Source organism: Leisingera sp. ABM4_101 (assembly GCF_056158725.1).
Genome location: NZ_JBSWTV010000002.1, coordinates 503,068 through 522,179 on the forward strand (window position 1 = coordinate 503,068; position 19,112 = coordinate 522,179).

At 61.4% G+C, this 19,112-nt stretch carries 17 protein-coding genes; 5 read left to right on the forward strand and 12 right to left on the reverse strand.

Translation table 11 applies throughout. The features are described from left to right. Positions 1–111: 111 nt before the first annotated feature. The 9 genes from ACXAEK_RS03475 to ACXAEK_RS03515 all read right to left on the reverse strand — a co-directional run bounded on the left by ACXAEK_RS03475 (position 112) and on the right by ACXAEK_RS03515 (position 10,431). Positions 112–2,562: a GcvT family protein gene (locus ACXAEK_RS03475; protein WP_475039947.1), complete on the reverse strand. Its 2,451-nt coding sequence runs from the start codon at positions 2,560–2,562 to the stop codon at positions 112–114. Positions 2,563–2,645: 83 nt separating this feature from the next. After that, on the reverse strand, positions 2,646–3,659 hold the full coding sequence (locus ACXAEK_RS03480) for a GlxA family transcriptional regulator (protein ID WP_475039948.1): 1,014 nt from the start codon (positions 3,657–3,659) through the stop codon (positions 2,646–2,648). An 18-nt stretch (positions 3,660–3,677) separates the two neighbouring features. Continuing rightward, positions 3,678–4,574 (reverse strand): homocysteine S-methyltransferase family protein, encoded by an 897-nt coding sequence (locus ACXAEK_RS03485; RefSeq protein ID WP_475039949.1) that lies wholly within the window; start codon positions 4,572–4,574, stop codon positions 3,678–3,680. Between the two features lie 123 nt (positions 4,575–4,697). After that, positions 4,698–7,145, reverse strand: a complete 2,448-nt coding sequence (locus ACXAEK_RS03490) for a GcvT family protein (protein WP_475039950.1) — start codon at positions 7,143–7,145, stop codon at positions 4,698–4,700. Between the two features lie 15 nt (positions 7,146–7,160). Continuing rightward, positions 7,161–7,532 (reverse strand): GFA family protein, encoded by a 372-nt coding sequence (locus ACXAEK_RS03495; protein WP_475039951.1) that lies wholly within the window; start codon positions 7,530–7,532, stop codon positions 7,161–7,163. Beyond that, positions 7,525–7,926, reverse strand: coding sequence for a GFA family protein (locus ACXAEK_RS03500; protein WP_475039952.1), 402 nt, complete (start codon positions 7,924–7,926; stop codon positions 7,525–7,527). The genes ACXAEK_RS03495 and ACXAEK_RS03500 overlap by 8 nt, the downstream gene beginning before the upstream one ends. Positions 7,927–7,936: 10 nt before the next feature. Continuing rightward, on the reverse strand, positions 7,937–8,524 hold the full coding sequence (locus tag ACXAEK_RS03505) for a helix-turn-helix domain-containing protein (RefSeq protein WP_475039953.1): 588 nt from the start codon (positions 8,522–8,524) through the stop codon (positions 7,937–7,939). Positions 8,525–8,704: 180 nt separating this feature from the next. After that, the gene (locus ACXAEK_RS03510) at positions 8,705–9,160 is read right to left on the reverse strand and encodes a GAF domain-containing protein (protein ID WP_475039954.1); all 456 of its coding nucleotides are present in this window, start codon (positions 9,158–9,160) and stop codon (positions 8,705–8,707) included. A 98-nt stretch (positions 9,161–9,258) separates the two neighbouring features. After that, positions 9,259–10,431, reverse strand: a complete 1,173-nt coding sequence (locus tag ACXAEK_RS03515) for a thiolase family protein (protein WP_475039955.1) — start codon at positions 10,429–10,431, stop codon at positions 9,259–9,261. A 95-nt stretch (positions 10,432–10,526) separates the two neighbouring features. On the opposite strand from ACXAEK_RS03515, the gene ACXAEK_RS03520 reads away from it, so the two are divergent. From ACXAEK_RS03520 to ACXAEK_RS03530, 3 genes are all read left to right on the forward strand, one after another. After that, positions 10,527–10,871: an STAS domain-containing protein gene (locus ACXAEK_RS03520; protein WP_475039956.1), complete on the forward strand. Its 345-nt coding sequence runs from the start codon at positions 10,527–10,529 to the stop codon at positions 10,869–10,871. A 35-nt stretch (positions 10,872–10,906) separates the two neighbouring features. Then, positions 10,907–11,368, forward strand: a complete 462-nt coding sequence (locus tag ACXAEK_RS03525) for an ATP-binding protein (RefSeq protein ID WP_475039957.1) — start codon at positions 10,907–10,909, stop codon at positions 11,366–11,368. A 282-nt stretch (positions 11,369–11,650) separates the two neighbouring features. Continuing rightward, a complete protein-coding gene (locus tag ACXAEK_RS03530; protein ID WP_475039958.1) occupies positions 11,651–13,225 on the forward strand; it encodes a gamma-glutamyltransferase family protein in 1,575 nt (524 codons plus the stop codon). A 35-nt stretch (positions 13,226–13,260) separates the two neighbouring features. Here the strand turns inward: ACXAEK_RS03530 and hspQ are convergent, their stop codons facing one another. Continuing rightward, a complete protein-coding gene (gene hspQ / locus ACXAEK_RS03535) occupies positions 13,261–13,587 on the reverse strand; it encodes a heat shock protein HspQ (RefSeq protein ID WP_475045174.1) in 327 nt (108 codons plus the stop codon). A gap of 86 nt (positions 13,588–13,673) precedes the next feature. Between hspQ and ACXAEK_RS03540 the strand changes: the two genes are divergently transcribed. Both ACXAEK_RS03540 and ACXAEK_RS03545 read left to right on the forward strand, forming a co-directional pair. Then, positions 13,674–14,561, forward strand: coding sequence for an AEC family transporter (locus ACXAEK_RS03540; protein ID WP_475039959.1), 888 nt, complete (start codon positions 13,674–13,676; stop codon positions 14,559–14,561). 66 nt (positions 14,562–14,627) lie between these two features. Next, positions 14,628–15,215: a transglycosylase SLT domain-containing protein gene (locus ACXAEK_RS03545; protein WP_475039960.1), complete on the forward strand. Its 588-nt coding sequence runs from the start codon at positions 14,628–14,630 to the stop codon at positions 15,213–15,215. Between the two features lie 166 nt (positions 15,216–15,381). On the opposite strand, the gene ACXAEK_RS03550 is transcribed toward ACXAEK_RS03545, so the two are convergent. Then, positions 15,382–15,972 carry a LolA family protein gene (locus tag ACXAEK_RS03550; RefSeq protein ID WP_475039961.1) on the reverse strand — a complete coding sequence of 197 codons (591 nt, stop codon included), beginning with the start codon at positions 15,970–15,972 and terminating at the stop codon, positions 15,382–15,384. 79 nt (positions 15,973–16,051) lie between these two features. After that, on the reverse strand, positions 16,052–19,066 hold the full coding sequence (locus tag ACXAEK_RS03555; RefSeq protein WP_475039962.1) for a DNA translocase FtsK: 3,015 nt from the start codon (positions 19,064–19,066) through the stop codon (positions 16,052–16,054). Between the last annotated feature and the right edge of the window lie 46 nt (positions 19,067–19,112).

Genomic DNA, 19,112 nt, shown 5'->3' on the forward strand with positions numbered 1-19,112 from the left:
GGGCAAACGTTGCAGCAGAACCCGGGACCGTTCCCATGAAAACGAAAAAGAAAACGCCCCGGCGCGCGGGCCGGGGCGTAAAACGGGCAGGTGAATGCACTGGAGAGGTGCTTAGGCTCTCACCCGCTCCGATTTCGGATCGTACATCGGCTTCAGCGAAGCCTCAGCCTTCACCTTCACACCGCAGACGTCGATCTCGTAGGTGGAACCCAGCACATCCGCTGCGCTTTCGCCTTCGCAAGGAACGTAACCCATGCCGATGGCAGCACCCAGGGTGTGGCCGTAGTTGCCGGAGCTGAGATAGCCCACGTATTCGCCGTCGCGGATGATCGGCTCGTTGTGGAACAAGAGCGGCTCAGGGTCAGTCAGCTTGAACTGGACCATGCGGTTCTTGGGGCCGCTCTCCTTACGCTCCAGCACCGCCGCCTTGCCGATGAAATCCGCCTTGTCGGTCTTCACCGCAAAGCCCAGGCCTGCGTCGATCACATTGTCCTCGCAGGTGATGTCATGGCCGAAGTGGCGGAAGCCCTTCTCGATCCGGCAGCTGTCCATCATGTGCATGCCGCAGAGCTTGAGCCCCATGTCCTGGCCTGCTTCCCACAGGGTCTCAAACGCGTGGCCCGCCATGTCGGCGCCGACATAGATCTCCCAGCCGAGTTCGCCAACGTAGGTCACGCGGTGCACACGGGCGAGCCCCATGCCCAGCTCGATCTCCTGCGCGGTACCGAAGGCGTTCACCTCGTTGGAGAAGTCGTTCGGCGAGACCTTCTGCAGCAGCTTGCGCGCGTTCGGGCCCATTACAGCCAGCACGCCTTCGCCCGCAGTCACATCGGTGATCACCACGCGGTGGTCGCCCACGTGGCGCATCATCCAGGTCTGATCGGCCAGACGCGTCACCGCCGGGGTTACCACCAGATAGGCGGTCTCGCTCAGGCGGGTGACGGTCACGTCCGCCTCGATGCCGCCGCGGGCGTTCAGGAACTGGGTGTAGACGATCTTGCCCGCCGGGACGCTAAGGTTGGCGCCGCAGATGTAGTTCAGGAAGGTTTCGGCATCCGGCCCCTCGACGCGGATCTTGCCGAAGGACGACATGTCGTACATGCCGACATTTTCGCGGACCGCCTTGTGTTCAACCGCCGAATTCTCGAACCAGTTCTGGCGCTTCCAGCTGTACTGATACTCACGCTCCTGGCCTTCGTTGGCAAACCAGTTGGCACGTTCCCAGCCGCCGATCTCGCCCATCACCGCGCCCTGCTCCAGCAGGTGGTGATGGAACGGGGTGCGGCGCACGCCCCGGGCGGTGGCCTTCTGGCGGTAGGGGAAGTGGTCAGCGTACAGAAGACCGAGAGTTTCTTTCGAGCGTTCGAAGAGATAGTGCTTGTTGCCCTGGAACGGGTGCATGCGGGAGATGTCCACGTCGCCCAAGTCGAACGGCTTCTGGCCGTCTTCCATCCACTGCGCCAGCGCCATGCCCGCGCCGCCAGCCGACTGGATGCCGATCGAGTTGAAGCCTGCGGCGACCCAGAAGTTGTCCATCTCCGGCGCCAGGCCCAGGTGGTAGGCATCGTCCGGCGTGAAGGATTCCGGGCCGTTGAAGAAGGTATGGATACCGGCCTCGGCCAGCATCGGCATCCGGTTGCAGGCAGCCTCCAGAATGGGCTCGAAATGGTCGAAATCCTCGGGCAGCTGGTCGAATTCAAAGCTGTCGGGGATGCCGTTCATCGCCCAGGGTTTGGCGTTGGGCTCAAAAGCGCCGAGCAAGATTTTGCCTGCGTCTTCCTTGTAGTAGGCGCATTCGTCCGGCACGCGCAGCACCGGCATCTGAGTCAGGCCTTCGATGCCTTCGGTGACGATGTAGAAGTGCTCGCAAGCGTGCAGCGGCACGTTGACGCCAGCCATGCGGCCGACCTCGTGGCCCCACATCCCGGCGCAGTTCACCACCATGTCGGCCTCGATATGGCCTTGGGACTGGCCGTCGTCGCTGACCCAGTCGACGCCAGTGACGCGGCGGCCTTCCTTGGAGATGCTGGTGACCTTGATACGTTCCTTGACCAGGGCGCCGCGCTGGCGGGCGCCTTTGGCCAGGGCCAGCGCGATGTTGGCCGGGTCGCCCTGCCCGTCCTTGGGCAGCCAAACGCCGCCGGTCACATCACCGACATTCAGGTGCTCGTAGCGGGCTTTGACTTCCTCGGGGGAAATTTCCTCGACCTCAACGCCGAAGGCGCGCGCCATGGCGGCCTGGCGGAAGATCTCTTCCTTGCGCTCGTCTGTCAGAGCCACGGTGATCGAGCCGCAGCGCTTGAAGCCGGTGGCGACGCCGGTTTCCTCTTCCAGCGAGCCGTAGAGTTCCTGGCTGTATTTCGCCAGCTTAGTCATGTTGGCGGTGGCGCGCAGCTGGGCGATCAGGCCCGCGGCGTGCCAGGTGGTGCCGGAGGTCAGCTGCTTGCGCTCCAGCAGCACCACATCCTTCCAGCCCAGCTTCGCCAGGTGATAGGCCACCGAGCAACCAATCACGCCGCCGCCGATAATGACCACGCGGGCCTTGTTGGGAAGATCGCTCATATCATCGCTCCTGAGTGAGGGTTTGCGCCTGATTATCACGAATAGGCGGCGAAAAATGCATGAAAAACGCCAGACTCCCGGAGCTATTCCCCAGCCTTCAAGATTTTTTCCGGGCCGTCCTCCCCCAGCCTGCGGCGCTTGCGCAGAGCAAAAGGGGTGATGCCGAAAAAGCTCTTGTAGAGGCTGGAAAATCCGTTTGGGAACCCGCAGGCGAGACCGATTTCCCGCACACTCATGGTGGTGTTCAGCAACAGATTGTTGGCCTTGGAGAGCCGCATTTCCCGGTAGAACCCATTGGGGGTTGTCCCTAGAAACGTCTTGAATTTGCGCTCCAGCGAACGGGTGGAGATGCCCAGTTCATCGACGATGTCGCTGATTGGCACCGGCTCCTCGATGTTGTCCTGCATGATGCGGATACAGTGGTCCAGATCACTGTCGCCGGTAATGGTCGGCTTGGCACCTGCAAAAGGCTGCAGCGAGGAAAAGTCGCGCACCTGCTCATGCAGCATGATGTTGGCCACGGTCATCTGCGCCGCGGCAGAGGTGAGACGCCCGACCAGTGCCAGCACGATGTCGACGGTAGAGCCCATGCCGGCGCAGGTCACGACCATTCCGTCCTCGCTGGCCAGCGCATGGCTGGAATCGTTCAGCCCCATCCGCTCACGCAAGAGGGCGGAGTTTTCCCAATGGGTCGTCAGCCGTCCAGATGCCCCCCCTTGATCGCGGATGTAGCGTGCCGCGGCCTCGGCCAGCAGATAGACTTTGATGTCGCGGCAGGTGTAGCTGGAGATCACCCGACCCAGGCTAAGGCCCGGATGGTCCGGATCCGAGTTGCCAAGGAAAAAGGCGAAATCCGCGTCCGGCTTGACCGCGAAGGGTTCGGTATCCACGCTGAGGCCAGCCCGGCAGCCCACCCGGCCGCCTTGCAGCGAGCGGACGGTCCATTTGAACGGCGGCTGGGCCAGCACGCGGTTGGCAATCCGCAGCACCTCCAGAATCGCTGACATCTCGATCAGCACAAAACCTTCGGTGACAATGATGTCAATGTGCCAGACCCGGGCCGGGTCGGCTGCCTTGAGTTTTTCCGGAGCTGCCATGCTGGTCCCCTCTCCTGGTCAGACGATCCGATGCCCGGCCGCGCGCAAGCAGCGGGCCAGTTCAGCGATGTGGTCCGGGCCGACCTCGCAGCAGCCGCCCACGATTGTGGCGCCTTGGGCGACCCAGCCCATCGCAAATTCCGCGTAGGCCCTGGGCCCCAGGTCTTGGCGCTGCTCCAGCGCGTCCACGGTGGGGGCGTCTTTCAGGAAGCCATCGGAAATCCGGGTGAAGCCGTTGGCATAGGCGCCGAAGGGCTTGCTGAAGCGTTTCACGATCTCCATGCCTGAGCCGATCACTTCGGGGCGGGAGCAGTTCAGCAGTACTGCTTGGGGCTGGAATTCCTCGACTATAGAAGCAAGGTCCGCCAGCGGCTCGCCGGAGCGCAAGAGGGTGCCGTCTTCATCGGAAACGGAGGCGGCCAGCCAGACGGGTTTGTCCGTGCCCGCGCAGCCCATCAATGCGCCCTTGGCCTGCTCCAGCGAGGAAACAGTTTCGATCAGGAACAAATCCGCCTGCGGTGCCAGCAACTGGACCAGTTCTGCGTAAGCATGTTTGGCCTCTTCCGCGGGCGGGCAGATGTCGGGGCGGTAGGAGGCAATCAAGGGGCCAAGCGCAGCAGCAACGCGGCCTGAACCATGAGTTTCGCGGGCGGCGGCGGCCTGGGTGGCAGCCTTGGCCAGCAGTTCCTCGAAATGGGTTTCGATGCCGGCGCGGACCAGGCGGTCGCGCAGCACCGCATAGGTGTTCATCGTCGCAACAGTGGCACCGGCGGCGAAGTAGTCAGCGTGAACGCTGCCCACCACCTCGGGTTTTTCGATCATCACCGACGTGGACCACAAGGGCGTCGCCCGGTCGCCGGAGCGTTTGACAACCTCCTGCCCGATCGAGCCATCCAGAAGCGTGATCTCAGCCATAATACAGTGACCTTTCCTTGGAGCGCCTGCGCCGCCAGGATACATGAAACGATCCGGCGGCGCAGGCTGTGTTTCTTTGAGGCATCGGCCCGGATCTGTAACAGCCCGGGCCTTTGCTCATTATCAGGCGCGCAGGCGCTCGTTGGCCGGATCCCACAGCGGTTCGTCCTTCTGAACCACCGCACGGCATTTCTGCCCGTAGATCTCAACCTCCAGCTCGGTGCCCGGCACCGCCAGCTCAGGACGCACCATGCCCAGCGCGATGGAGGCGTTCACACGGTAGCCCCAGTCGCCCGAGGTGGTCTCGCCCACGATTTCGCCGTCTTTCCAGATGCAGGACATGTACGGCGCATCGGCATCGCCGGCTTCGACGATCATGGTGACGAAGATCTTCTTCACGCCCTGCTGCTTTTCGTTCTGGATCGCGGCCTTGCCCGGGAAGTCCTGCGGCTTGTCCAGTTTAACGAAACGCTCAAGGCCCCCTTCGAGCAGCGAGTAATCGGTGCTGAGATCGCCCTTCCAGGTACGGTAGCCCTTTTCGATCCGCAGGGAGTTCAGCGCGTACATGCCAAACGGCTTGGCGCCGCCTTCGATCAGGGCCGCATAGATCTCTGCCTGATGCTCGTTGGCGCAATGCACTTCCCAGCCGAGTTCACCGGCGTAGGACACGCGCGCCAGGAAGGCCGGCTTGCCCGCGACAGTTGCTTCCTGGTAAGTCAGCCAACCAAGCGACAGATCCGCGTCGGAGATGCCTGCGAACAGCTCACGCGATTTCGGACCTGTGACGATCATGGTCGCGAATTCGGTGGTGCGGTCGGTCAGGGAGAGGCCTGCGGGCAGCGCCTTCTTCAGGATCTCGAAATCGTGCCACTGGGCCGAGCCTGCGGTGATCATGGTCAAGTGGTCTTCGCCATGACGGACACAGGACATCTCGGTCAGGATGCGGCCGCGGTCGTCAGAGAAGTAGACCAGGTTCATCCGGCCCACTTTCGGCAGGCCGCCGGTGACCAGGCCGCGCAGGAATTCCGCTGCACCTTCGCCTTCCAGGTTGAAGCGGGAGAAGCCTGGCAGGTCCAGCACGCCGACGCTGTCGCGGACCGCTTCGCATTCTTCCTTGATGCGCTGCTGCCACGGGCCGGAACGGCCCCAGGTGTGCGTGGCCTCTTCCGAAGTGTCATCCCCGGCTTGCGCAAACCAGTTGGCGCGTTCCCAGCCGTTGTAGGCGCCCATCACGCCGCCCAGTTCCTTGATCTTGGCGTGGACCTGGCTGACCTTCTTGTCGCGTGCGGCCGGCCATTCGTGATGCGGGAAGTGCATGGCGTATTCGTTGCCGTAGACTTCCATGCCTTTCTGGTTGCAGTAGTCCTGGTCGGTGTAGTCGGTGTAGCGGCGCGGATCGACCGCCCACATATCCCACTCGGTCGCGCCATCGACGATCCATTCTGCCAGCACCTTGCCGGCGCCGCCGCCCTGGGCAATACCAAAGGTGAAGCTATGCGCCTCAAACGCGTTTTTCACACCCGGCATCGGGCCGATCATCGGCAGGCCATCGGGAGCATAGGGGATCGGCCCGTTGATGACGCTGGAGACACCGGAGGACGCCATCAGCGGCACCCGCTCCATCGCGTCGGTAACGATATCTTCGATCCGGTCCAGATCTTCTTGCCACAGCTGGAACGAGAAATCCTCGGGCATCGGATCGTCTTCGGTCAGCCAGTGGCCTTTGCAGTTCGGCTCATAGGGGCCAAGGTTGTAGCCGTGCTTTTCCTGACGCAGGTAGTAGGACACGTCCACGTCGCGGATCAGGGGCAGCTTGCCGCCGTGTTCCTTGGACCAGGCTTCGACTTCGGGGATTTGTTCGGTCAGCAGGTACTGGTGCTCCATCACCATGGCAGGCACGGTACGGCCGCCATAAGGCTTGAACATCTCGCCCACGCGCTGTGCATAGTAACCGGCGGCGTTCACCACATAATCACAGTCGATATCGCCCTTTTCGGTGTGCACGGTCCAGGTGCCGTCTTCGTGCTGGGTCACACCGGTCGCCGGGGTGAAGCGCAGGATCTTCGCGCCCATATCGCGCGCACCCTTGGCCAGAGCCTGGGTCAGCTGCGCCGGGTCGATGTCGCCATCGGTCGGGTCATAAAGAACCCCTGCCAGGTCGTGGGTCTCCAGGAAGGGGTAGTGTTCCTTGGTTTCTTCCGGGGTCCACATCTCCATCGGGATACCTTGGTAGCGGCCCATGGACATGGCACGTTCGAATTCCTGCATCCGCTCTTTGCTGTGCGCCAGACGGATCGAGCCTGAAACATGGTAGTTCATCGGGTAGTCGACTTCTTCGGCCAGGCCCGAATACAGCTCGGTCGAGTAGCGCTGCATGTTCATGATCGCCCAGGAGGTCGAGAAGGTCGGCACATTGCCGGCCGCATGCCAGGTTGAGCCGGCAGTCAGCTCGTTCTTCTCCAGCAGCACACAATCTGTCCAGCCTTTCTTGGCCAGATGATATAGCGACGAGCAGCCGACAACGCCGCCGCCGATGATGACCACACGGGCCTTGGTTGGAAAATCAGACATGTTCGCTCCCTAATCTCAGTCTTCTTGCGGCACGTCGTCCGCAATCCGGTAGTAGTCGCCCTTGGAGGCGGTAAAGATGTGCTTTTCGACGCTGAGACCGGTGTTCCCGTCGACAGCGCCCAAAGCGAAACTGGTGGTGCCTTCCCCCGTCCCCTTCCAGAACAGAAAGGAGCCGCAGCGCGGGCAGCTGCCGCGCTTGGCCTGCGGAGTTGCCTCAAACCAGCTCACCGGGCCGGTGATGGCCAACTCCGTGTCCTTGACATAGGCCGAGGACCAGATGCCGCCCGACTGCTTGCGGCACTGGCTGCAATGGCACATCGAGGCGCCTTGCGGGCGGGCCGCGGTTTCAAAACGGATGTCGCCGCAAAGACAGGATCCCTTAAGCACCTTCGTCTCCCTTGAAGCCGGCGCATTGCGGCAGCCCGTCGGCGATCTCGTAATAGTCGCCCTTGTCCGCCATGAAGACATGCGCCTTGGTTTGCAGATCCGAGGGAGTGTCGATGGCGCCCGCTGCCACCACTGTGCGCCCCTCGCCCTCGGGCACCCAGAATAGGCTGGAGCCGCAGTCTCTGCAGAATCCCCGCCTGGTGGTTTCGCTCGACTGGAACCAGCGCAGGCCGTCCTGCCGGGTCAGCGCAAGGGCTTCATCAGGCACCGAAGTGGCGGCCCAGAAATGGCCGGAGGTCTTGCGGCACTGGGTGCAATGGCAGGCATAGACCGGCCGCAGGGGCGGCTGCAGTTCAAAGGCCACGGCACCGCACAGGCAGGATCCCTTGTGCATCACATGCCTCCTAGTAAACCGGCGGGGCGATGACCCAGACGGCCACCGCGGGTTCGTCATAAGGGTTCGACCACTGATAGGGTTCATGCTTGATCCGGAAGCTGTCGCCGGGACCGACGGTAAAAGCGCGGCCGCCGATCAAGAGGTCCAGCTTGCCCGAGATCATGTAGCCGACTTCCTGCGTCGGCCGGTGTGCCGGCGTCTGCATCCGGGAGTTCGGCCGGAAGGTGGAGTGCACCATCTCGAAGTCATCGGTCAGATCCGGGGAGAGCAATTCTTCGATCAGCCCCTCCTCGCCTGAGCCCATCGGGCGGCGGCTGCCAGCGCGCACCACATAGCCGTGCTCCTCGGCCGGTGCTTCGGAATGGGCAAACAGCATCGACATCGGCACGCCCAGCGCCTCAGCCAGCTCGCGCAGGTCGGAAATCGAAGGGTCTGACATATCCCGCTCAACCTGGCTCAGCCAGCCGACCGAGCGGTTCAGCACCGCGGCGAGATCCGCTAGCGTCAGCCCGCGCGCCTTGCGCAGAGCACGGATGTCCGCTCCCAATGTGGCCGCTGCCAGCGCCTGGTCGTTCACCAGCTCTCTCCCGTCCATGAAAAAATCTCCTCGTTTTTCACGATGCCCCGAATCCGTGAAATTTCCAAGCTTTTTTTCACGAGGCGGGACATCCCATGAAAAAACCCAGCGCATAAAGGCGCCGGGCTGTTTCCTTCTGGTTCCAAATACCCTGGGGTGAGGCCGTCAGGCCGAGGGGCAAAGCCCTTCAGTCCCGAATCACAACCGGCCGAACACTTGGGCCAGGATCGCCGTCAGCTGCTCCGCATCCTCCTGAGTGAAGGCATCCGGCTGATCGCTGTCGATGTCAAAGACACCGATCAGATTTCCCTGCCCGTTCCAGACCGGCAGCACCAGCTCCGAGCGGGTCGAGGAGGCACAGGCGATATGGCCCGGGAAAGCCTCCACATCCGGCACCAGCTGCACTTCGCCTGTGCGCGCAGCAGCGCCGCAAACGCCACGGGAAAACGGGATTTTCAGGCAGCCGTGGCCGCCCTGGTAGGGGCCGATCTTCAGCAGTTCCGGAGCAACCGCGCGGTAAAATCCGGTCCAGTCGAAACGGCTGTCCGAATGGTGCACTTCGCAGGTGACGGTTGCCATCAGCGCCACTTCATCCGTTTCGCCTTCGGTGAGTGCCGCGATGGTCTTGGCGAGGGTTTCATAATCAGCCGGCATGGACAGCTCTCCTTCAACGTATTGAGGGGGCTGTCTGCCCCCTCTTGACCTCACGGTCAATTCACCCCCGAGGATATTTGCGGCAACAGGAAAGCGGCTCAGACCCGCTCAATCGCAATCGCCGTGCCTTCGCCGCCGCCAATGCAGATGGCGGCCACCCCCCGTTTCAGGCCGCGCTTTTCCAAAGCATTCAGCAAAGTGACCATGATCCGCGCGCCCGACGCGCCAATCGGGTGGCCCAGCGCACAGGCACCGCCATTCACGTTGACCTTGTCGCGGGGGATACCCATTTCATGCATGAAGGCCATCGGCACGACGGCAAAAGCTTCGTTCACTTCCCACAGGTCTACGTCCTCGACCGTCCAGCCGATTGACTTGAGCAGTTTCTGGGCAGCCGGAACCGGCGCTGTGGTGAACCAGCCCGGAGCCTGTGCGTGGCTGGCGTGGCCCAAAATGCGGGCACGGACCTGCAGGCCCTGCGCTTTGGCAGCTTCGGCTGAGGCAAGAACCAGAGCCGCCGCACCATCCGAGATAGACGAGGCATTGGCCGCAGTTACCGTGCCATTCTTTCGGAAGGCAGGTTTTAGCGTGGGGATTTTTTCCGGACGTGCGGATTTCGGCTGTTCATCCGCATCGGTGACCACTTCTCCCTTGCGGGTCTTCACAGTCACAGACGCGACTTCACCATCAAAGGCACCGCTTTCCTGCGCTTCCAAGGCGTTGGACAGCGACTTCAGCGCGTATTCATCCTGTGCCTCGCGGGTGAACTGGTACTTTTCGGCGCAATCTTCTGCAAAAGTGCCCATCAAGCGGCCCTTGTCATAGGCATCTTCCAGCCCGTCCAGGAACATGTGGTCAATTACCTGACCGTGACCGATGCGGGCGCCGCCGCGCATCTTCGGCAGAACATAGGGGGCATTTGTCATGCTCTCCATGCCGCCGGCGATCATCGTATCGGCGTGGCCCAGCGCAATCTGGTCAAAGGCGATCATTGCCGCCTTCATGCCGGATCCGCACATCTTATTGAGGGTCGTAGCTGGTACATCTTCGCCCAACCCTGCCGCAAAACCGGCCTGGCGTGCAGGTGCCTGGCCCTGGCCTGCTGGCAGCACACAGCCCATCAGCACCTCATCCACGGTGGCAGTGCCGGCCCTGTCCAAAGCCGCCCGGATCGCAGCACCTCCCAGCTCTGCAGCCGTCACTCCGTCATACATGCCCTGAAACCCGCCCATCGGTGTCCGGGCCGCTCCGGCGACAACAACATCTTTCATGCAATTTTCCTCCAATCGTCAAAATAATACCTACAGAATAGTAAGCTTTGCGGTCTAGAGTGCTGCCTAATGACGTTACATCCCGGGGGATTACAATGAGCCTTACCACCACCATGACGGACGATGCTCAGATCGTCAAAGTCAATGCGGAACGCATTGATGCCGCCATGGCCATCCAGTTCAAGGAGGACATGCGCACGGAAACCGAAGCAGGGCCGGACCGCGTCATCCTGGATCTTTCCGAAGTGCAATTCATCGACTCAAGCGGATTGGGGGCAATTGTCGCGGCAATGAAGCAGTTGGGCGGCACCCGCAAGCTGGACCTGGCCGGCTTGACCCCAATGGTGGAAAAGGTGTTCCGTCTGACCCGTATGGACACGGTCTTTGATCTGTACAGTTCGCTAAGCGAAGCAACCGCTCCGGCAAACGCAAACTCCTGAAGACAAAGGCGCTGCCGGCGCAAAGCGAGAACTCGATGGTAAAAACCTTTGCCTGCTCGTTCACGGCCACAAACCTGGATGCCCGTTCCGGCATTTCAGATATTGTGGCCCAGTTGCGGTCCCTGGGGATCCCAGGCGCCCGCGTGGACGAGGTGCAAATCGCCCTGACCGAAGCCGTGAACAATGTGGTCGAGCACGCCTATGAAGGCGCGCAGCCGGGCGATGTGCGGATTAGGGGCGAACTGTATTCCGAACGTTTGTGGATCAGCATCCAGGATACCGGAGCGCCGTTTCCCCAGGGAGAGCTGCCCGAAGGCAAACCTGCCGACATCAATGTTCCCGCCGGCAGTCTGCCTGAGGGCGGGTTCGGCTGGTTCCTGATACGTGAATTGGCCAGCCAGGTGCAGTATGAGCGCTCGGAAGGCAACAACAATCTTTCGCTCTGCTTCGAAATCCAAGTGACAAGCCCTTCTGCCAGTACGCAACGGGAAGCATGACCAGACTTGGCTCAGACAGTTTTGCCGCATTTTAACGCTCCGCCACATTGGCGCCGCAATCCGGGCCAACCGCAGCCAAATACATATGCGACACCTTGCCTGTAGCTAAACAGAGCTTCCCCCGGTGCCGCGTGTTCTAGCCCCCACCAGTGCGCGGCGCCGGGGATACGCCCCCCCCTGCCCCGTACACTGACGCTCCGTTTCCGCCCGGCCTGCGCGGATTTGATTTGCCTTATTGACGCCTGCGCATAGGCTCTGCCCGGAAGTACAAGGAGCAGCTCTATGCGCGATTTCCATCTACCGGGGCGGTCAGCCGTTTATGCGCAGGGCGGCCTCTGTGCCACGTCGCACCCGCTGGCGGCCGGCGTGGCCGTGGACATCCTGAAACGCGGCGGCAATGCTGTGGACGCAGCAATTGCCGGGGCAGTTCTGCTGGGAATCTGCGAGCCTCAGATGACAGGGATTGGCGGGGATTGCTTTGTGCTGTTTTCACGCCCTGGCCAGGACATTCAAGCCCTGAACGGCTCTGGCCGGGCGCCGATGGCTGCAAACCCGGCAGCACTGCGGGCGCAAGGTCTTTCTTCCATCCCGCTGGGAAGCCCGGACGCGGTCACTGTCCCTTGCGCGATTGATGCATTCAGCAGACTGTCTGAGCAAGAGGGGAGACTGGGTCTTGATACTTTACTAGAGCCTTCAATCCGCTACGCCGAGGACGGGGTACCTGTTGCGCCGCGCACTGCGTTTGACTGGGCAAACAGTGCGGCAACCCTGCAGGGGACAGCACAGCGGCACTACTTGAAGGCCGGAAAACCCTTGCAGTGCGGCGATGTGTTCCGGGCCCCTGGACAAGCTGAAATACTGCGGCGTATCGCCCGGCATGGACGCGACGCATTTTATACAGGTGAAGCTGCTGAAGACATGGTTTCCGCGTTGTCAGCTTTGGGTGGCAGCCACCAGCTGGAGGATTTTGCGGCGGCGGCCAGCTTTGCAGCGCAGCCCGTCCTGGGCCAATATCAAGACCTGAGCCTGGCAGAGCATCCGCCCAATGGCCAGGGTGCAACGGCGATACTTCTACTGAATATTCTCAAGCACTTCGACATTTCCAGCATGAAGCCCTTTGGCGCCGAGCGGGCCCATATCGAGGCAGAAGCCGCCAAGCTGGCCTATGATGCGCGCAACCGTTTCCTAGCCGATCCCAGCCATGCAGCAAGGCTTGAACATATGCTGGCACCAGAAACGGCAGGGAAGCTCGCCGCACTGATTGATCCCAAAAGCGCGATGGCTGCTGCCGCGCCGTTGACTGAGGCTGTGCACAAGGACACCGTCTATATCACGGTTGTAGACCAAGACCGCATGGCGGTTTCGCTGATCTATTCCATCTTTCATGGTTTCGGCTCCGGCATCGCCTCAGAGAAGTTCGGCATTCTGCTCCAGAACCGCGGTGCAGGTTTTACTCTGGAAGAGGGCCACCCGAATGAACTGGGGCCCGGAAAGCAGCCGATGCACACAATCATCCCAGCCATGCTGCAACAGGAGGGAGCTGTCATCATGCCGTTTGGCGTAATGGGCGGCGGTTATCAGCCCACCGGTCACGCACGGCTGGTGTCCAATCTGGCGGACTTTGGGATGGATTTGCAATCCGCCCTAGATGCGCCCCGCTGTTTCGCTGATGGCGGCGTCTTGAAGGCAGAACGCGGCTATGCTGCAGATGTCCTTCAGGAACTGGCGGACATGGGTCACCAAGTGGAGGTGCCCGGCACGCCGCTTGGCGGTGCGCAGGCAATCCGGATCCATGCCTCCGGGGTGCTGGAAGGGGCCAGCGATCCGCGCAAGGATGGCTGTGCGCTGGGGTATTGATCAGCCGGCCGCTTGGCCGGCGGCCATAACAGGCGTCAATTCAGCTGATAATGCAGAGCGTAGGCGCCGCCGTCGAAGTTGCCGAACATCTCCGGCACGTCCGGGTGGCCGACAGGCTCGCCGGAGTAATCTGCGACCAGATTCTGTTCGGACACATAAGCTACATAGTAGCTCTGATCGTTCTCTGCCAGCAGATGGTAGAACGGCTGATCCTTTACCGGGCGGCTGTCCTCTGGGATCGCCTCATACCATTCCTCGGTATTTGCGAACTCCGGGTCAACGTCAAAGACGACACCGCGAAAGGGATGCTTCCGGTGGCGGACGACCTGCCCAAGGTTGTATTTTGCTCGTGTTCTCAACATGGTCATGCTAGCCCCCGTACCTTGTAAATAGCGCGCACGCCACGCAATTGTCCAACTCTTGACGCAAATTTTCAGGGAAACAGACTGTGAACCTCGCTTTGACAGTGCTCGAAATCACCACCCCGGTGTTCCTGCTGGCCTTAGCCGGGTTCACCTGGGTGAAGCTGGGTTTCGAATACCGGACGCAGTTTGTCACCCGGCTGGCGATGACATTGGCCGTGCCCTGCCTGATCTTTACTGCGCTGATGAACACCGACCTCGACAAAGGGGCGCTTGGGGCCTTTACCCTGGCGGCGCTGGCTGGCCATGTACTGCTGGCAGCAGCAGGAGAGTTCCTGTGCCGCATGGGGCGGCTTGAGAGGCGGACCTACCTGGCGCCTTTTATTTTCGGCAATACCGGCAACCTGGGCATCCCGCTGTCGCTGTTTGCCTTTGGTGAGGCCGGTCTTGGGTATGCCGTTGTCATGCTGGCCGTTTCGGCGATCCTGTCCTTTACATACGGCATCTATCTGGTTGCAGGCCAAAGCGCAGGCAGCAAGGCAGTGAAGGAGCCAATGGTGTGGGCCACGTTGCTGGGCGGGCTGTTTCTGTGGCAGGACTGGGAGACCCCGCGCTTCCTGACCAGCACACTGGAATTGGCCGGGCAAATGGCTGTCCCGCTGATGCTGATCACCCTGGGCACGGCGGTCGCCCGGCTGACCCCGGGCAAGACGGGAAAGGCCATCGCCCTTTCTTTGGTAAAATTTGCCCTTAGCGCCACCGCTGGCTGGTTTCTGGCAATGGTCTTTGGCTTGGACCCGACGGCTTCCGGCGTGCTGATTCTACAACTGGCGACGCCAGTCGCCGTAACCGCGTATTTGCTTGCAGAGAAATTCGAAGCCGACTCCAGCGCAGTTGCAGGCCTGGTCGTGGTCTCGACCTTGATGTCCGCGGTTCTGCTGCCGCTGCTTCTGACACTGATTCTGGAATTGTGATTTTCACATCTGCCGCAATCGGCTAAACTCGCCCAAAACAAACCCAGTAAAAAATGGGCAGAGGCAATGAGCAGACTCATCAGCGCCCTCGTTCTCCTCTTGGCGGTTGCGTCTTGCGGAGGCGGGCACAAAGCGCCGCCGCGTAATTTGGATAATGCCTGCAGCATTATTCAGCAGCGGCCGGAATACCTGAAGGCCTTCCGGGCCTCACAGCGCCGCTGGGGTGTTCCGGTCCATGTGCAAATGGCGACAATCTATCATGAAAGCAGGTTCCGTGGCGATGCGCGCACACCGCATCAGTTCCTGCTGGGAGTGATCCCGGTCGGGCGGCAATCCAGCGCTTATGGCTATAGCCAGGCCCTGGACGGCACTTGGGATGACTACCGCCGCGACACTGGGCGGCGGCGCGCCAAGCGCGACAGGATCAGTGATGCGGCCGATTTTATGGGCTGGTACATGCGCAAAAGCCGCGAAAAGAACGGCATCCCGTTGTATGACGCGCGCAACCAGTACCTCGCGTACCACGAAGGCCACTATGGCTATGCCCGCGGCAGCTACCGGTCAAAACCCTGGCTGATGCGGGTGGCCGGTCAGGTCGAGGCCCGCGCGCAAACCTATCAAGCGCAACTGGCAACCTGCCGCAAATTCCGGTGATCTTCAGCAGCTTTGCCTTGCCCTCCCCTCGTTTCTCATGAGGGGGAGCTTGTGTGCCAACCTACGGGCTATTCTCAAATGAGGCAAAGCCTGGGCGGGTGCCAGAAAGAATGCTGGCGCCTTGCTTCGGGGACCTACTGCCGCAGCTCTGGGCAAAGCCAGAGGTTCAGCGTGACGCGCCGCGCCCGCTTGTTTTGAACAGGCTGGATGACAACGGCAGGCCGGTTTCCATCGCGCCGAGAATGACCGTGGTCTGGCCGCCTGCACTGTCGTGGATCACCCATTTTCGCAACTCAACGGGATCACCGGTGAACATCATTTCGATGCTGCCATAGTCAGGATGCTCGGGGTCTTGCGCTCTGACAATGGTGGAAGTACCGTCAAAGGCATGACCCACCACCATGTTGGCGCGGCCTAAATCCACCTTGCGGTCCAGGATGATCGACAGCGGAGTGCGTTTCAGCGGATAGGTTTCCGGCGGCTGGTTGGACTTGGGGTCATGAATTACAACCGCCCCGCTGCCAGCAACAACTGTGCCGCCCCCCTGACCGTCGTATTCGAACCGCATCCGGCCAGGCCGGTGCATGTACAATTTGCCTGTCGACAGGCTGCCGTCGTCATTGATCTGGGTGAATGGCGACGCCGCGGTGCTGATCCCGTTCAAATAGCGGGAAATCTCGTTGAGGCTCAGCTGCTCTGCCGCCCAGGAGGCCGGGGCAGCGAGGATCAATGCAAGGGAAAGTGCAATCCGTTTCATGGGCACAACATAGGTGCACTGCTGCAGATGTGAAGATGCCGGCCCCAACAAGGACCGGCATCGGCAGAAATCCGTCAGTTCATTGCTCTGGAACCAGAATTTCCCGCTTACCCACGTGGTTGGCAGCTGAGACAACGCCCTCATCCTCCATCTGCTCTACCAGGCGCGCGGCCTTGTTGTAGCCGATCGCCAGCTTGCGCTGAATATAGGAGGTCGAGCACTTGCGGTCCTTGATGACGATGGCGACGGCCGTGTCATAGAGCGCGTCCTCGGTGTCGGTGTTGCCGCCGGTGTTCAGCCCCAGAACCGCATCGATATTGTCGGCCTTGTCCTCATCCGGGCCATCCAGAACGCTTCCCACGTAGTCCGGCGGACCGAATTGCTTGAGGTGATTCACGACTTCCTCGACCTCTTCATCCGAACAGAACGGGCCGTGGCAGCGGGTGATCTTGGCCCCGCCTGCCATATAAAGCATGTCACCCATACCCAGGAGTTGCTCGGCGCCCATCTCGCCCAGAATGGTGCGACTGTCGACCTTTGAGGTCACCTGGAAGGAGATCCGGGTCGGGAAGTTTGCCTTGATAGTGCCGGTGATCACGTCCACGGACGGACGCTGGGTGGCCATGATCAGGTGGATGCCCGAGGCCCGCGCCATCTGCGCCAAACGCTGAATACAGGCCTCAATTTCCTTACCCGCAACCATCATCAGATCGGCCATCTCGTCGACGATGACGACGATATACGGCAGTGCCTTGGGTTCGAACTCTTCGGTCTCGAACACCGGCTCGCCCGTGTCATCGTCAAACCCGGTCTGCACCGTACGGCTGAACATCTCGCCTTTGGCCAGCGCTTCCTTCACCCGGCCGTTGTAGCCCGCGATGTTGCGCACACCCATTTTGGACATCTTGCGGTAGCGGTCCTCCATCTCACCCACCACCCATTTCAGGGCAACAACCGCCTTCTTCGGGTCAGTCACAACCGGCGAGAGCAGATGCGGGATGCCGTCATAAACGCTGAGTTCCAGCATCTTGGGATCGATCATGATCAGGCGGCATTCATCCGGTGTCAGCTTGTAAAGCAGCGACAGGATCATGGTGTTGATCGCCACTGATTTACCGGAGCCGGTAGTACCCGCAATCAGCAGGTGAGGCATCTTGGCCAGGTTCGCGACCATGGCATCACCGCCGATGTCCTTGCCCAGCGCCAACGGCAGCGCGTGGTTACCGTCGCCGAAGTCGCGGGAGGACAGGATTTCACGCAGAACCACCTTCTCGCGTTTCTCATTCGGCAGTTCGATGCCGATCACGGTGCGGCCGGGCACAGTCGAAACCCGCGCTGACAGCGCAGACATGGACCGGGCAATGTCATCCGCCAGTCCAATCACGCGGGAGGCCTTGAGGCCCGGTGCGGGCTCCAGTTCATACATGGTGACAACCGGGCCCGGGCGGACCGAGACGATCTCTCCCTTCACGCCATAGTCATCCAGCACTGTCTCCAGCATCCGGGCGTTTTCTTCCAGCGCCTCGTCACTCAGGTGGTGGCGTTCGATGCTGACCGGGTTGGTCAGCAGGTTCAGCGGCGGCAGTTCGAAATCACTGCCGCTGTCTTCAAACGCTAGATTGGGTTGGGCTTCGGCCTTAGCCCGCGCCGAGGGCTGGACAGCCTTGCGCACCGGTTTTTCGACCACCGCCTTTCGCGGTTCTGCAACTGGCAGATCAACTGTAAGGCGCGGCCCCGGTGCCGTGGCCGGTTGCGGAGCTTTCTCAACCGGCAACGCTGTATCAGGCAAGGCTTCCGCCGCCACATGGTCCGGAGCCAGCACCTGAGGCACATCGTCAAATTCGCCTTGGGCGTTATGTTTCGGCGCATGAACTTCGGGCACCGGCGGGACAAATGCCTCTTGATCCGCGGTCTGCCAGGTCAGTGCTGGCTCTTCTGCGATCGACGGCACCGCCACTTGTGCAGCGGTCAACGGCGGCTCGGCTGGGAGACCACCTTGTTCTGCGGGATTAAAGATCAGCGGTGCCGGGCGCTGCCCGCGGCCCTTGGTCAGCGGCAGGTTCGGATCCATCTCTGGCGGTGTGTCGGCAGCACGGCGGATCCGCACCGCATTTGCGATCTTCTTGGAGATCCGGTCTTCGCCGCCTTCGCTGTCATCAACGGGTTCTTGTACCTCCGCATAACCCGTTTCGGCCGCAAAAGCCTCTTCAGGTGCCGGTACAGCAGGTGTGGCACGGCGGATCAGGCTTGGCACGCGCGACAGCAGACCGCCCTTGGCCGGCGCCTCAGGCTCTTCATCGAAAGTATCGGCGGAATAGGCGTCTTCCGGGTAATCCTCGAACATGTCCGGGTCAGCTTCGTCATTGGCATAAGTGTCGCCGCCCTCTGCACGTTCGGCCCGTTCCTTCCGGTAGGTCATAGCGGCCTGCAGCCCGCTGGAGGCACCACGCCCAAGCAGGGCAGCGACGGCTCCATACCCAAGAATGAGGCCGATCATCACCTTGTGGAGTCCCTTTTTAACCTCGGGCCAGGTAAAGCCCAGCACCACGCATCCAAGCGCCAGCATGCCTGCGGCGCTCAGCAGCGACATGATCTTGACCATGAAGTGCAGGCCCACAGGCAACAGCGCCAGCAGAGCGCCCAGGAAGGTGTAGCCCACCATGCCGCCAAGTCCGAAATCATAATTCTGCTGCCAGCTGGTGCTGGCATTCAGGGTCTCCATGTGCAGGGCCACCACCAGCAGCCACGGCACCGACAGCAAAAGCGGCCAGACCACGCGGTCCTCGCCCTTGTGCAGCACGAACCGCAGACCCCAGGCGCACAGAAACAGCGGCATCGCCCAGCTGGCCTTGCCGAACAGAGTGATCAGTATGAAGGAGACAGAGGCGCCCGGCCGGCCCAGCCAGTTCTGCACCGGTGCGTCGGTGGACACCGTCCAGTTCGGATCTTCGGGCGTGTACGAGCCGAGCATAGCCGCAACCATCAGCCCCACCAGAATCAGGGCAATCCCGATCAGTTCCTTGCCGCGCTTTTCAATGGCCGCCTGCATATTGCTGTCGAGCAGCGGATCGCGGCTGCGGGTTTGAAATGCCATGCCTACCTCAGTTCCGTTTCATTCGCCCCTGCCCCGCTGTTCACCG

Bases quoted from the DNA above. Each gene is read 5' to 3' on its own strand.
- ACXAEK_RS03475 (WP_475039947.1), bottom strand. From the start codon at position 2,562: ATGAGCGATCTTCCCAACAAGGCCCGCGTGGTCATTATCGGCGGCGGC.
- ACXAEK_RS03480 (WP_475039948.1), bottom strand. From the start codon at position 3,659: ATGGCAGCTCCGGAAAAACTCAAGGCAGCCGACCCGGCCCGGGTCTGG.
- ACXAEK_RS03485 (WP_475039949.1), bottom strand. From the start codon at position 4,574: ATGGCTGAGATCACGCTTCTGGATGGCTCGATCGGGCAGGAGGTTGTC.
- ACXAEK_RS03490 (WP_475039950.1), bottom strand. From the start codon at position 7,145: ATGTCTGATTTTCCAACCAAGGCCCGTGTGGTCATCATCGGCGGCGGC.
- ACXAEK_RS03500 (WP_475039952.1), bottom strand. From the start codon at position 7,926: ATGCACAAGGGATCCTGCCTGTGCGGTGCCGTGGCCTTTGAACTGCAG.
- ACXAEK_RS03505 (WP_475039953.1), bottom strand. From the start codon at position 8,524: ATGGACGGGAGAGAGCTGGTGAACGACCAGGCGCTGGCAGCGGCCACA.
- ACXAEK_RS03510 (WP_475039954.1), bottom strand. From the start codon at position 9,160: ATGCCGGCTGATTATGAAACCCTCGCCAAGACCATCGCGGCACTCACC.
- ACXAEK_RS03515 (WP_475039955.1), bottom strand. From the start codon at position 10,431: ATGAAAGATGTTGTTGTCGCCGGAGCGGCCCGGACACCGATGGGCGGG.
- ACXAEK_RS03520 (WP_475039956.1), top strand. From the start codon at position 10,527: ATGAGCCTTACCACCACCATGACGGACGATGCTCAGATCGTCAAAGTC.
- ACXAEK_RS03525 (WP_475039957.1), top strand. From the start codon at position 10,907: ATGGTAAAAACCTTTGCCTGCTCGTTCACGGCCACAAACCTGGATGCC.
- ACXAEK_RS03530 (WP_475039958.1), top strand. From the start codon at position 11,651: ATGCGCGATTTCCATCTACCGGGGCGGTCAGCCGTTTATGCGCAGGGC.
- hspQ (WP_475045174.1), bottom strand. From the start codon at position 13,587: ATGTTGAGAACACGAGCAAAATACAACCTTGGGCAGGTCGTCCGCCAC.
- ACXAEK_RS03545 (WP_475039960.1), top strand. From the start codon at position 14,628: ATGAGCAGACTCATCAGCGCCCTCGTTCTCCTCTTGGCGGTTGCGTCT.
- ACXAEK_RS03550 (WP_475039961.1), bottom strand. From the start codon at position 15,972: ATGAAACGGATTGCACTTTCCCTTGCATTGATCCTCGCTGCCCCGGCC.
- ACXAEK_RS03555 (WP_475039962.1), bottom strand. From the start codon at position 19,066: ATGGCATTTCAAACCCGCAGCCGCGATCCGCTGCTCGACAGCAATATG.